Below are 12,616 nucleotides of genomic sequence, written 5' to 3' on the forward strand. Positions count from 1 at the left end.
CCAGACGGGCCGATGTTGTCACGATTCTTGCGAGTACCCGACATGATTTCCAGCAGGGCCCAAGGCCCGCACATCCCCCACGGGAGGCCCCGCTGATGGTGGCCTCCAGCTCCCGATTCCCCGTGTTCGACGTTGCCGTGGTCGGCGGCGGCCTGGTCGGCTCTGCCGTGGCCTATGGCCTGCGCAATGGCGTCGCCTCCATCGCCGTGCTGGACGAAGGCGATATCGCGCTGCGCGCCTCGCGTGGCAATTTCGGCCTGGTCTGGCTGCAGAGCAAGGGCTACGGCATGGGCGCCTACAGCCGCTGGACGCTGAACTCCACGCGCCTGTGGCCGCAACTGGCGGCCGACCTGCTCAAGGAAACCGGCATCGACGTGGCGCTGGAGCAGCAAGGCGGCCTGACGCCGCTGATGGGCGACTACGAGGTGGAAGCGCGCCTGGCCTGGGTCAATACGCTGATGTCCCAACCCGGCGTGGAACCCTATGAGTGGAAGCTGCTCGATCACCACCAGGCCGCCTCGCTGGTGCCCGGCCTGGGCCCGGACGTAACGGGCGCGATCTGGACTCCGCACGACGGCATCGTCAATCCGCTCAAGCTGCTGCGCGCATTCCATACCGCGTTCAGCACCAGCGGCGTCGAATACCTGCCGCACCACGGCGTGACCAATATCGTGCAGCAACCCGGCGGCGAGTTCTTGCTGACCACGGGCAATGGCCAGGTGCGGGCGCGCAAGATCGTGCTGGCCGGCGGCCTGCGCAATGGCGATTTGGGCGCGATGGTGGGCATCGACATGCCGATGGCGCCGCAGCGCGGCCAGATCCTGGTGCTCGAGCGCACGCGCCGGCTGCTGGACACGCCCATGGTCACGCTGCGCCAGAACGACGAAGGCAGCTGGCTCGTTGGCGATTCGCAGGAAGACGCCGGGTATGCCGACCAGGTGACCACGCTGCCCGTGCTGGCGACGCTGGCCGACCGCGCCGTGCGTACGCTGCCCGCGCTGCGCGACGTGCGCGCCGTGCGCGCGTGGTCTGCCCTGCGCGTGCGCGCCAAGGACGGTTTTCCGGTCTACGAGCAATCGGCCACCCATCCGGGCGCATTCATCGTGACCTGCCATAGCGGCGTGACGCTGGCCGCCACGCACGCGATGCACCTGGCCCCGATGATTGCCGCGGGCGCACTGCCGCCCGAACTGGACACCTTTTCGACCCGGAGATTCCATGTTCAGAAGAATTGATGCGGCTGTCCTGCAAGGGACGGCGCGCAGCGTGCGGGTCACCGTGGATGGCACCGCCCTGGAATGCCGCGAGGGCGACAGCGTCGCCGCGGCGCTGTTTGCCGCAGGCGTGCTTGCATGCCGCGACACCGCCGTATCGGGCGCCGCTCGGGGGCCGTACTGCATGATGGGCGTCTGCTACGACTGCCTGGTCAGCATCGACGGCCGCCCCAACCAGCAGGCCTGCATGACCCGCGTGCAGGACGGCATGAAAGTGGAGCGCCAGCTTGGCGCGCGCGAGGTGGCAGCATGACGGCCGATATCACGACGTGCGACCTGCTGGTGATCGGCGCAGGCCCGGCCGGGCTGGCCGCCGCCACCCAGGCAGCCCAACTGGGCCTGTCGACGGTGCTGATCGACGAGCAGCCCGCGCCGGGCGGCCAGATCTACCGCGCCATCGGCAATACGCCGGTACAGAACCGCGCCATCCTGGGCCAGGACTACTGGCATGGCCTGAGCCTGCTCGAACCGTTCGCCCGCAGCGGCGCACGCCATCTTCCGGCCGCCACCGTCTGGTCGATCAATGCGCGCGAAGCCCAGCCCGGTGTCGCCGATAACGGCCAGTCCGCCGGCTACGAGGTGGCCTACTCGGTGGCCCGCGCCGGTCAGGACCCGCAGGCCGCACTGCTGCACTGCCGCCATATCATCCTGGCAACCGGTGCCCAGGAACGGCCCTTCCCGATCCCCGGCTGGACCCTGCCGGGCGTGATCACGGCCGGTGCCGCGCAGATCCTGCTGAAGACTTCGGGCGTGGTGCCCGAGGGCCGTACCGTGCTGGCTGGCGGCGGCCCGCTGCTGTACCTGCTGGCCTGGCAATACCTGAATGCCGGCGTGAAGCTGGAGGCCATCCTGGAAACCACGGCCAGCGGCCAATGGCGCCAGGCGCTGCCGCATGCATGGGGCTTCCTGCGTTCGCCCTATGTGGGCAAGGGCCTGAAGCTGCTGCGCGCGGTGCGCAGGGCCGTCCCCATCATCAGCGGCGTAACCGCGCTGGAGGCCGTGGCAGGAGCCAGTGGCGAGGTTGCAGAACTGCACTACGAGGCAGCCGGCCAGCGCCGCACCATTGCCATCGACCAGTTGCTGCTGCATCAGGGCGTGGTGCCCAACACCAACCTGTCGCGCGCCGTGGGCGCCGAGCATGTCTGGAACGAACGCCAGGACTGCTGGGAACCGCAGGTCGATGACTGGGGGGCCACGTCGGTGCCAAACATCAGCATTGCCGGCGACGGGGCCGGCATCGCGGGCGCCGTGGCAGCCGAGCATCGGGGCCGGATTGCCGCCGCGCATGCCGCCGCCGCCCTGGGCCGCATCAGCACCGCCACGCGCGACCGCACCGCGTCCCAGCCACGCGCCGAACTGGCCCGTGCCACGCGCGGCCGCGAGTTTTTCGAGGTGCTTTACCGCCCGCTGCCGCAGTTCCGCCGCCCTGTGGGCGACACCATCGTCTGCCGCTGCGAGGAGGCCACCGCCGAACAGGTGCGCCATGCCGCGCGCATCGGGTGCCAGGGTCCGAACCAGCTCAAGGCGTTCCTGCGCTGCGGCATGGGCCCCTGCCAGGGCCGCTTCTGCGGGCTGACCGTGACCGAACTGATCGCCGACGAGCAGCAACGCCATCCCCGCGACGTGGGCTATTACCGTCTGCGATTCCCCACCAAGCCCGTAACGCTTGGCGAAATTGCCACGCTGCCGCAGACCCAGGCATCGCGCGAAGCGGTGGTGCGATTCAAGAAGTAAGCCACGACATGGCCGAGCGCGTGGCCGGATTGCAGTGCAGGCCGGCCACGCAGCAGTCCAGAACACGAACACACAAAATGAGCGGGAGCCGGGATACACCGCGCCTCGCCAGTTGGACCAGCACAGCGAGTTCATCCTGAGAGCACTTATCAATCCATCTATTCGAGAATCAACCATGGTGTTTTCCAAGATCGTCCCCGCTCTCGCGCTCGCCCTGGCGGCCACCTCGGCCGCCACCCCTGCCCTGGCCCAGGAACTGCCCCCGGGCCCGCTCCGCATGCTGGTCGGCTTTGCCCCGGGCGGCGGCAACGACGTCATTGCCCGCACGGTTGCCACGCAATTCCAGCTGAACACCAAGACGACGATCGTGGTGGAAAACAAGCCTGGCGGCGGCAGCACGCTGGCAACGGCCGAGATGGCGCGCTCGAAGCCCGATGGCTCAGTGCTGCTGCTGGGTTCCGTTGGCGGCCAGGCCATCGCGCCGTCGATCTACAGCAAGCTGCCCTACGATCCGGTCAAGGGCGTGCAGCCGGTGTCGCTGGTGGCAAAGTCGGCCAACGCACTGGTGGTGAACAACGACCTGCCGGTCAGGAACGTGCAGGAGCTGCTGGCCTATGCCAAGGCCCATCCGGGCAAGCTCAACGTGACGTCGCCCGGCAATGGCACGATCTCGCACCTGTCGGCCGAACTGTTCAAGAGCATGGCCGGCGTATCGATCACGCATATTCCGTATCGCGGCGACGCACCGGCCATGCAGGATGTGATGGCCGGACAGGCCCAGATGACGTTTGCAAGCCTGCCGTCGGCCAAGGCCGGCGCCGATTCGGGCAAGGTCCGCATCCTGGCCGTGACCAGCACCCGGCGCGTGGAAACGATGCCGAACGTGCCGACCATCGCCGAATCGGGCGTGCCGGGCTATGAAGTGGTGTCCTGGTATGGCGTTTTCACGACCGGCGGCACGCCGATGCCGACGGTCAACCGCCTGGCCCAGGAAATCGCCGCCGTGGTGGCCCAGCCTTCGATCCGCGAATCGATTGCCAAGCAGGGCATGGAGCCCAGCGCGCTGGGCCCGGTCGAGTTCACGCAACTGGTGAACCGCGACACCCAGAAGTGGGACAAGGTGGTGAAGAGCGTTGGCATCAAGCTGGACTGACCGCGCCCCGATCCCGCTGGTCCGCCTCCTGCCCCTCTCCCATTTGCCGGAGCATCGCAGACACTGAGGATAAAATCCGCGGCTGAGTCACCTTTGGCGCAACACTGACACAGGAAATGGCACACTCAAGCCGCGCTCTGCACTGGTCCGCCCTCATCGTCGGTACGCTCGGGCTGAGCTATCTGCTGCAACCCGTGATATCGACGGCCAGCGTGCTGGTGGCCGCGATGGCGTGCGCCATGGTGGCCGGCTTCCTGGACGTAAAACTGCGCATCCGCCCCCCGCTGACGGCATTCGCGCAAGCCATGACCGGAACGGCCATCGCCAGCACGCTGCATCTTGCCGAATTGCTCGAAGCCGCGTCGGACGGGCTGGTGGTGCTCGGCGTGGCCCTGACCATCGGCAGCGCCGTGGCGGTGGGCTGGCTGCTGATGCGTTTTTCGTCATTGCCTGGCACAACGGGCGCCTGGGGCAGCCTGCCCGGCGCGGCATCGATCATGGGCGCGCTGGCAACCGAGAACGGCGGCGACGGCATCCTGGTTTCGCTGATGCAGTACCTGCGCGTCGTGCTGGTCGTCGTTACCGGGCCGCTGGTGGCCCATGCCATCGTGGATGCCCAGATGGCAACTGCCCCGGCATCGGCGGCGGTCGGCCAGGCCTTGAAGCACTTCTCGCCAGTCGGCACGCCGGTTGCCATTGGCATCGCCGCGCTGGGCTGCTGGATCGGCGTACGCTTCCGCATCCTGGCCGGTGCATTCCTGGTGCCGCTGGCGCTGGGCGCCGTGTGGGTGACGGTGGTGCCGGTCCCGGTGGCGGTGCCCACGCCGCTGCTGGCCTGCGGCTTCGCGGTGCTGGGCTGGACCATCGGCCTGCAGTTCCGGCGCGACCTGCTGGGGCCGCTGGTGGCATCGTTGCCGATCATGCTGGCCGCCATCGTGGCGATGATCGCGATGTGTGCGGCCTCTGCCTGGCTGATCTCGGCCAGCCGCAAGGTCAGCTTCCTGACCGCCTATCTGGCAACGTCGCCGGGTGGCGTGGAATCGATCGTCGCCATTGCGCTGGGCACCAACGCGGACATGAATTTCGTGGTGGCCACCCAGACGCTGCGGCTGTTTTCGGTCGTGCTGATCGGGCCGTGGCTGGCAAAACGGATCAGCCGGTTGCCCGGCTAGCGCGCCGATCGTCCAGACATTGCGCCTTCCGGGCCGTCAGGCCTGCAGATACGCGGCGGCACCCGCACCGGCCACGCGACCGCTGGCAAAGCACGCCGTCAGCAGATAACCGCCGGTCGGCGCCTCCCAGTCAAGCATCTCGCCGGCGCAGAACACGCCCGGCATCGCGTTCAGCATCAGCTGGGCGTCCATCGCCTCGAAACGGACGCCGCCAGCCGTGCTGATGACTTCATCGATGGGCCGCGCGCGCACCAGCCGCAGCGGCAGCGCCTTGATGGCCGCAGCCAGCGCCACGGGGTCGTGCATCGTTTCCCTGGGCAGGACTTCGCGCAACAGCCGCGCCTTGACGCCGGTAATGCCCAGCCGGCTCTGCAGATGGCTGGACACCGAACGCGAACCGCGCGGACGCCCGACTTCTGCGGCAACGTGCTCGGCGGAGCGCCCCGGCGCCAGGTCCAGCGTGATGGTGGCGCTTCCGTGCGCATCGATCAGATCGCGAATCGGCGCGGACAGCGCGTAGACCAGACTGCCCTCGATACCTGACTCGCTGATCACGAACTCGCCTTGCCGGTAGAGCGCCGTGCCATCCGCCGTGGTCACGCCGATGGCGACCGATTTCACGGGCTCGCCAGCGTGCTGGGACCGGAAGACATCGCTCCAGTCGATATCGAAGCCACAGTTGGCAGGCCGCAGCGGTGCCACATCGACACCGCGCGCTGCCAGCATCGGCAGCCACGCGCCATCGGACCCCAGGCGCGCCCAGCTGCCACCGCCCAGCGCCAGCACCACGGCGCGCGCCGCGACGTCGACCTCGACTTCCTTGTCGCCCTGGCGGGTCGCAAAGCGCAACACATGCCAGCCGTCGACAGGTTGCCCGAAACCAATCCAGCGATGCCGGACATGCAGCTGCATCCCGGCCTCGCGCAGCCGATGGAGCCAGGCGCGCAGCAGCGGCGCAGCCTTCATGTCGGTGGGAAACACCCGGCCGGAACTGCCGACGAACGTATCGATGCCCAGCGCATGTACCCAGGCACGCAGCCGGGGGGCGTCGAAGGTGTCGAGCAGCGGGCCGATCCGCTCTGCACGCGCCCCGTAGCGGCCCAGGAAGGCGTCGGCTGGCTCCGAATGCGTGATATTCATGCCACCCTTGCCGGCCATCAGGAACTTGCGCCCGACCGACGGCATGGCGTCGTAGACATCCACCGGCACACCCTGCGCGGCGAGCATCTCGGCCGCCATCAGGCCAGCCGGCCCCCCGCCAACAACAATGGCGCCGGCGTGGCGGACGGGTTCGGCGGCAGTAACGGCGGGCATGGAATCGATAATGGGGCGATGGCGGAAAGCCGGCGAATTATAAGGGTAGCCAACGGGCAGCCATGGCGAGCGACCGGGGCGGGTCATTCGGGAATACCGTTGCCACGGCGTTGGTGACTTCGTCGGCAAAGGCGTTCTCCTCGATGGCTGGCGGGCCCGTCAACGCTGTCTGGTGACCATTGCCGTCCGGCCTGCCTTAGAATCCCTCACCATCGACATCCTCCGGATGCCGCCGCGCGGGCCCGGCTGGCCGCTGCGGCAGGCGCCCGGCAGGTGTCCTTTTCCAGATTCGCAGGAGTTCGCCATGCAAGACCCACAGAAATCGCCGCCCAACGTTGCCGAGGGCTGGCAGGCCCCGCCCGATCGCACGAGCGTGACCGATGACGCGCATGTGGACGACATCATCCCCCTGCCCCCGCCGGAACACCTGATCCGCTTCTTCCCGATCCGTGGCACGCCGGTCGAATCGCTGGTCACCCAGACGCGCCACCGCATCTCGCGCATCCTGCACGGCCAGGACGACCGCCTGCTGGTGATCATGGGCCCCTGCTCGATTCACGACCCGCAGGCCGCCCTCGAATATGCGCGCCGGCTGCTGGCGCAGCGCGAGCACTACGCGGATTCGCTGGAAATCGTCATGCGGGTGTATTTCGAGAAGCCGCGCACCACGGTGGGCTGGAAGGGCCTGATCAACGACCCGTACCTGGACGAGAGCTACCGCATCGACGAAGGCCTGCGCATCGCGCGCAGCCTGCTGCTGGACATCAACCGGCTGGGCCTGCCGGCCGCCGGCGAATTCCTGGATGTGATTTCGCCGCAGTACATCGGCGACCTGATCAGCTGGGGGGCGATTGGCGCGCGTACCACCGAAAGCCAGGTCCACCGGGAACTGGCGTCGGGCATCTCTGCGCCGATCGGTTTCAAGAACGGCACCGACGGCAATATCAAGATCGCCATCGACGCCATTCAGGCCGCATCGCGCCCGCATCACTTCCTGGGGGTGCACAAGAACGGCCAGGTGGCCACGGTCCATACCAAGGGCAACCCGGACTGCCACGTCATCCTGCGCGGCGGCAAGGTGCCCAATTACGATGCCGATTCCGTGGCGACCGCGTGCCGCGAACTGGAAGCGGCCGGGCTGCGCAATTCCCTGATGGTCGATTGCAGCCACGCCAACAGCAGCAAGCAGCACCAGCGGCAGATCGACGTGGCGGCCGACCTGGCAAAGCAGGTCAGCGGCGGCAGCGGCGCGATCTTCGGCGTCATGGTGGAGAGCCACCTGCTGCCTGGGGCCCAGAAATTCACGCCGGGCGAACACCAGACTTGCAACCTGACCTACGGCCAGAGCATCACGGATGCGTGCATCGGGTGGGACGATTCGGTGGCCGTGCTGGAAACGCTAAGCCAGGCGGTGCAGGCGCGCCGCGGGCTGTCGAAGCCGTAGCGCGCGGCGACACCAGCGACTCCGCCAGCGCCTACTGAAACCCATCTCCCAAAACACACCAAGGCATTCCACAGGGCCACACGGGACCGGCGTGAGGCCGACGTGAGCCCGGCATGAGACCGGCATGAGGCCGGGTAGAATCCCGCCTCATGTCGAGTCTCATTCATTACCTTCGCGGCGCAGTGGTCGCCGTTGCCGCCATCGTTGCCTGCGCGGCCCATGCCAGCGATATCGCCTGCGAGGCGCCCGCCACGCGTGCCAGCCAGATCATCTGCGAGACCGCGCTGTTCTCGATGGGGTACCAGCGCATCTATGCCGACCAGCAGCGGCTGCTCAAGGCCGGCGTGATTTCGCAGGCGGACATCGACGCCTTCCGGCGCCAGCGCGACGCCTGCGATTCAGCCAGTTGCCTGGATACCGTGTTTTCCGCCTGGCGGCAGCATCTGACGGATATCGGCGCACCGCGATCGCGCCAGGGCAGATAACGGACTCCTACCCGGCCCGCTACCTGCCCGTTACCCGGCTAGGCAGCGGTGCCGCTCCGCAACCGGCCCAGCACCTCGGGGTTGGCCAGGTTTGCCGGCGCGCCTGCAAGGAAACTGTTGATATTGTCGAACGCGCCCCCGAAATACGCCTCGTAGTTGTCTTTCTCGACAAAGCCGATATGGGGCGTGCATAGCGCGTTGTCGAGCCGCAGCAGCGGGTCGTCGGCACCCAGCACCGGCTCGCGCTCATAGGCGTCCACGGCAGCAAACCCGGGCCGGCCGGCCCGCAGTGCATCGACCAGTGCTCCCGGCGCAATCAGTTTGGCCCGGCTTGTATTCACGAGCAACGCCGTGGGCTTCATGCAGGCCAGATCGGCAGCCGTGACGATGCCTTCGGTGGCCGGGCCAAGCCGGACATGCAGGCTGACCACATCGCTCTGCGCAAAAAACGCTTCGCGCGACGGCGCCACCTCGAATCCATCGTTGCGGGCATCGGCGGTGGAACCCTCCCGCCCCCAGACCCATACCTTCATGCCGAACGCCTGGCCGAAGCCTGCCACCTGCCGGCCAATGCGGCCATAGCTCCAGACGCCAAGCCGCTGGCCGCGCAACTGCTGCCCCAGATGGCCCTGCCACTGTCCCGCTCGCAGCCGGTTGGCCTCGGCCACCAGATGGCGCCGGCTGGCAAGCATCAGCGCCCAGGTCAGTTCGGCCGTCGCCGCGCCGGAGCCGCTGCCTTCGGTCACCGCAATCCCGCGTGCCGTGCAGGCAGCCAGGTCGATATGCCCCGCCACCTTGCCGGTCTGGCTGATCAGCCGCAGCCGGGGCAGGCGGTCGAGCAACGCAGCCGTGATGACCGTGCGCTCGCGCGTCAGCACGATGGCGTCGGCATCGGCCAGGCGCGCCGCCAGCGCGTCGATGTCCTTCACGTTGTCGTGGAAGACGGTCACGTCGTGGCCAGCCAGCCGGCCGAAACAGTGGAGGCAGCGCACGCAGTCCTGGTAGTCGTCGGGAATCGCAATTCGCATGGGAAATCGGGCAGAGACGGCGCCGGCGGGTAGTGGAGTGCCAAAAGTGTAGGAAGAAAACCACGACGGGGAAGCATCCATTTCCATTCACCAGAAACAGACTGCCTGCAACGCTGTTCGGCGCGGGCTGGCTGGCCTAGATTTGAGGCTGCGTCCCGACAGCGCCGCCCCGGATCCGCCGGTCGGCGACGGACGCATCCCACGATAACAACGACAAGCAAGACAAAGGAGCGCCCCATGCCCACCTACCAGTTGCAGGTCAACGGCAAACAGCATGCCGTCGACGTCGATAGCGATACGCCCCTGCTCTACGTGCTGCGCGACAACCTGGCCCTGCACGGCCCCAAGTTCGGCTGCGGGCTAGGGCAGTGCGGCGCCTGCACGGTGCTGTTCAACGGGGCGGCCACGCGATCCTGCGTTCTGCCGGTGGCGTCGGTCGGCGATGCGCGCATCACCACGCTGGAGGGGCTTGGCACCGCCGACAAGCCCCATCCCGTGCAACAGGCCTTTATCGACGAGCAGGCCGCGCAGTGCGGCTACTGCATCAATGGCATGGTGATGACCTCGGTCGGCCTGCTCGCGCAGACGCCGAAGCCGTCGGAAGACCAGATCCGCAACACGCTGGCCGGCAACCTGTGCCGCTGCGGCACGCACACCCGCATCATCAAGGCCGTGCAGCGCGCGGCCCAAACCACCGCGACGGAGGCCTGACATGGATCGTCGCGCATTCCTCAAGGGCAGCGGCGGGCTGCTGGTCTCGTTCACGCTGCCGGGGCTGCTGCCGGCCGCCCACGCGCAGGCCGCAGCGGGTGTCGACGCCGCGGGACAGAGCGTCAGGAAGGCCTCGACAGCCAAAGGAGACGTCGATGCCTGGCTGGCCATCGCGCCGGACGGCCGCGTCACGGTGTACAGCGGCAAGGTGGACCTGGGCACCGGCGCGCGTACCGCGCTGGCGCAGATGGTGGCCGACGAACTCGATGTCGGCTTCCAGCAGGTGGACCTGATCATGGGCGACACGCTGCTGACGCTGGACCAGGGCCAGACCGCCGGCAGCCTGACCATCCAGGACGGCGGCGGCACGCTGCGCCGCGCGGCCGCCTGTGCGCGCCGCGCGCTGGTGACCCGGGCGGCTGCGCAATGGTCGGTCGACGCCGCCACGCTCGCCGTGACTGACGGCGTGATTGCCACCCCGGGCGGCGAGCGCAGGATCGGTTACGGCGAACTGGTTGCAGGCAAGCCGCTGCAGGTGGCGCTCGATCCCAATGTCCCGCTGAAAGCCCCGGCGCAGCACAAGCTCGTCGGCAAGAACGTTCCGCGCGTGGACATCCCGGCCAAGGTCACCGGCCGGTTCACGTTCATGCAGGATTTCCGCCTGCCGGGCATGCTGCACGCCCGCGTGATCCGCCCGGCCGGCCCCGGCGCCAGGCTGGTCAGCATCGACGAGGCGTCGATCCGCGACCTGCCCGGGGTACGCATCGTCCGCAAGCAGGACTTCCTGGCGGTGCTGAGCCCGAGCGAATGGGGCGCCGTCAAGGCCGCGCGCCTGCTGCAGGTGAAATGGGACGATCCGCCCCACTTCCCGGACCAGGCCGAGCTTTACGCCTGGTGGCGCAAATTGCCGGTCAGCAACGTCGAAACACCTGCCAGCAAGGGCGACGCCGCCACCGCGCTGGCCGGCGCGGCCCGTCGCATCGAAGCCACCTACGAGTTTCCGCCGCATACGCATGGCTCCATCGGCCCGGCCTGTGCCGTGGCCGACTTCCGCGACGGCCAGTGCACGATCTGGTCGGCCGCGCAGTCCACGCATTCGCTGCAGGGCGAGATCGCGCTGACCCTGGGCGTCGACAAATCGAAGGTGCGCCTGATCTACCTGGACGGCGCCGGCTGCTACGGCCGCAACGGTCACGAGGATTGCTCGGCCGACGCGGCGCTGGTGTCGCAGCTCGCGGGTGCCCCCGTGCGCGTGCAGTGGATGCGTGCCGACGAGCACGGCTGGGACCCGAAAAGCCCGCCCACGGCCATCGACCTCAAGGGCGGCCTGGACGCGCAGAAGCGCCCCGTCGCCTGGCAATCGGAGTTCTACGTGGCCGCCCAGAAGGGCTCCATCGCCGAATTTCCGCTGCTGGCGACCGTCACCTCCGGCATCAAGCGGCCGGCCTATGTCACCGGCAATATCTCGAAGAATGCCGACGTGCTGTACGCGCTGCCGAACGTCAGCACCAAGGTCTACCGGCTGACCGACAGCGCCTTCCGCACCGCGCACCTGCGCTCGCCGGGCCGGCTGCAGAACGCGTTTGCCAACGAGGCGTTTTTCGATGAACTGGCGATGGCCGCCGGCGCCGACCCGCTGCAATGGCGGCTGGATTACCTGCCCGATCCGCGTGCGCGTGCCGTGCTGGAGGACGTGGCAAAGCTCTCGGGCTGGAATCACAAAACCGCCAGGTCGATCCGACGCAAGGGCGATCCGCGCGACGTGGTCCGCGGCCGGGGCCTGGCCTTCGTGCGCTACGACAACGACCGCACCTACGTCGCCACCGTGCTCGAAGTGGCAGTCAACCGCAACGACGGCCATATCCGCGTGACCGATGTCTGGTGCAGCCACGACTGCGGCCAGATCATCAGCCCGGACGGCACGCGCAACCAGATCGAAGGGGGCATCGTGCAGACCATCAGCCGTGTGTTGATGGAGGAACTACGATTCGATGCGCATCGCATCACGTCGGTGGACTGGGCCAGCTATCCGATCCTGCGCTTCCCCGATGTGCCCAACATCCATATCAGCCTGATCGACCGGCCTGAAGCACCGCCCTGGGGTGCCGGCGAAATGGCGCCTGCCACCGTTCCGGCTGCGATTTCGAATGCGGTATTTGCGGCAACGGGCGTGCGGCTGCGGTCGGCGCCGTTCCTGCCCGGGAAAATGCTGGCGGGGCTGAAAGGCGCGGCGGGCGGGAAAGCGAAAGCCGGGAAGGTGACGATGGAGAAACCGGCCACGGAAAAAGCCGTCGCCTGACA

Annotated in this window: 11 protein-coding genes; 9 read left to right on the top strand and 2 right to left on the bottom strand. The window is 68.0% G+C overall.

Annotation, left to right across the window (positions count from 1 at the left end; translation table 11 throughout):
* The first annotated feature begins 95 nt into the window (after positions 1-95).
* The 5 genes from A9J21_RS25080 (at position 96) to A9J21_RS25100 (ending at position 5,333) form a co-directional block, all read left to right on the top strand.
* Positions 96-1,235: an FAD-binding oxidoreductase gene (locus A9J21_RS25080; protein ID WP_066740373.1), complete on the top strand. Its 1,140-nt coding sequence runs from the start codon at positions 96-98 to the stop codon at positions 1,233-1,235.
* Entirely contained in the window at positions 1,219-1,527 is a 309-nt protein-coding gene (locus tag A9J21_RS32075) for a (2Fe-2S)-binding protein (RefSeq protein WP_066740374.1), read from the top strand. Before A9J21_RS25080 ends, A9J21_RS32075 begins: the two co-directional genes overlap by 17 nt.
* Positions 1,524-3,008 (top strand): NAD(P)/FAD-dependent oxidoreductase, encoded by a 1,485-nt coding sequence (locus A9J21_RS25090; RefSeq protein ID WP_066740377.1) that lies wholly within the window; start codon positions 1,524-1,526, stop codon positions 3,006-3,008. Before A9J21_RS32075 ends, A9J21_RS25090 begins: the two co-directional genes overlap by 4 nt.
* A gap of 175 nt (positions 3,009-3,183) precedes the next feature.
* Positions 3,184-4,161: a tripartite tricarboxylate transporter substrate binding protein gene (locus A9J21_RS25095; RefSeq protein WP_066740380.1), complete on the top strand. Its 978-nt coding sequence runs from the start codon at positions 3,184-3,186 to the stop codon at positions 4,159-4,161.
* Positions 4,162-4,277: 116 nt separating this feature from the next.
* Positions 4,278-5,333 (top strand): AbrB family transcriptional regulator, encoded by a 1,056-nt coding sequence (locus A9J21_RS25100; RefSeq protein WP_066740382.1) that lies wholly within the window; start codon positions 4,278-4,280, stop codon positions 5,331-5,333.
* Between the two features lie 36 nt (positions 5,334-5,369).
* Here A9J21_RS25100 and A9J21_RS25105 read toward each other — a convergent pair whose 3' ends face one another.
* Positions 5,370-6,647: a TIGR03862 family flavoprotein gene (locus A9J21_RS25105; RefSeq protein ID WP_066740384.1), complete on the bottom strand. Its 1,278-nt coding sequence runs from the start codon at positions 6,645-6,647 to the stop codon at positions 5,370-5,372.
* A 304-nt stretch (positions 6,648-6,951) separates the two neighbouring features.
* Between A9J21_RS25105 and A9J21_RS25110 the strand changes: the two genes are divergently transcribed.
* Both A9J21_RS25110 and A9J21_RS25115 read left to right on the top strand, forming a co-directional pair.
* Positions 6,952-8,091, top strand: a complete 1,140-nt coding sequence (locus A9J21_RS25110) for a 3-deoxy-7-phosphoheptulonate synthase (RefSeq protein WP_066740533.1) — start codon at positions 6,952-6,954, stop codon at positions 8,089-8,091.
* A gap of 149 nt (positions 8,092-8,240) precedes the next feature.
* Positions 8,241-8,576: a hypothetical protein gene (locus tag A9J21_RS25115; protein ID WP_066740386.1), complete on the top strand. Its 336-nt coding sequence runs from the start codon at positions 8,241-8,243 to the stop codon at positions 8,574-8,576.
* Positions 8,577-8,614: 38 nt separating this feature from the next.
* Here the strand turns inward: A9J21_RS25115 and A9J21_RS25120 are convergent, their stop codons facing one another.
* Complete coding sequence (locus A9J21_RS25120; protein ID WP_066740389.1) at positions 8,615-9,604, bottom strand: D-2-hydroxyacid dehydrogenase family protein; 990 nt, start codon at positions 9,602-9,604, stop codon at positions 8,615-8,617.
* Positions 9,605-9,841: 237 nt separating this feature from the next.
* On the opposite strand from A9J21_RS25120, the gene A9J21_RS25125 reads away from it, so the two are divergent.
* Positions 9,842-10,315 (top strand): (2Fe-2S)-binding protein, encoded by a 474-nt coding sequence (locus A9J21_RS25125; RefSeq protein ID WP_066740394.1) that lies wholly within the window; start codon positions 9,842-9,844, stop codon positions 10,313-10,315.
* 1 nt (position 10,316) lies between these two features.
* Positions 10,317-12,614, top strand: a complete 2,298-nt coding sequence (locus A9J21_RS25130; protein ID WP_066740396.1) for a molybdopterin cofactor-binding domain-containing protein — start codon at positions 10,317-10,319, stop codon at positions 12,612-12,614.
* Positions 12,615-12,616: the final 2 nt, after the last annotated feature.

Source organism: Cupriavidus sp. D384, assembly GCF_001652915.1.
Taxonomy (GTDB): Bacteria; Pseudomonadota; Gammaproteobacteria; order Burkholderiales; family Burkholderiaceae; genus Cupriavidus.

What these genes read in the sequence shown, in the direction of transcription:
- A9J21_RS25090 (WP_066740377.1), top strand. Translation starts at nt 1,524, where the DNA reads ATGACGGCCGATATCACGACGTGCGACCTGCTGGTGATCGGCGCAGGC.
- A9J21_RS25130 (WP_066740396.1), top strand. Translation starts at nt 10,317, where the DNA reads ATGGATCGTCGCGCATTCCTCAAGGGCAGCGGCGGGCTGCTGGTCTCG.
- A9J21_RS25120 (WP_066740389.1), bottom strand. Translation starts at nt 9,604, where the DNA reads ATGCGAATTGCGATTCCCGACGACTACCAGGACTGCGTGCGCTGCCTC.
- A9J21_RS32075 (WP_066740374.1), top strand. Translation starts at nt 1,219, where the DNA reads ATGTTCAGAAGAATTGATGCGGCTGTCCTGCAAGGGACGGCGCGCAGC.
- A9J21_RS25125 (WP_066740394.1), top strand. Translation starts at nt 9,842, where the DNA reads ATGCCCACCTACCAGTTGCAGGTCAACGGCAAACAGCATGCCGTCGAC.
- A9J21_RS25100 (WP_066740382.1), top strand. Translation starts at nt 4,278, where the DNA reads ATGGCACACTCAAGCCGCGCTCTGCACTGGTCCGCCCTCATCGTCGGT.
- A9J21_RS25080 (WP_066740373.1), top strand. Translation starts at nt 96, where the DNA reads ATGGTGGCCTCCAGCTCCCGATTCCCCGTGTTCGACGTTGCCGTGGTC.
- A9J21_RS25095 (WP_066740380.1), top strand. Translation starts at nt 3,184, where the DNA reads ATGGTGTTTTCCAAGATCGTCCCCGCTCTCGCGCTCGCCCTGGCGGCC.
- A9J21_RS25110 (WP_066740533.1), top strand. Translation starts at nt 6,952, where the DNA reads ATGCAAGACCCACAGAAATCGCCGCCCAACGTTGCCGAGGGCTGGCAG.
- A9J21_RS25115 (WP_066740386.1), top strand. Translation starts at nt 8,241, where the DNA reads ATGTCGAGTCTCATTCATTACCTTCGCGGCGCAGTGGTCGCCGTTGCC.
- A9J21_RS25105 (WP_066740384.1), bottom strand. Translation starts at nt 6,647, where the DNA reads ATGCCCGCCGTTACTGCCGCCGAACCCGTCCGCCACGCCGGCGCCATT.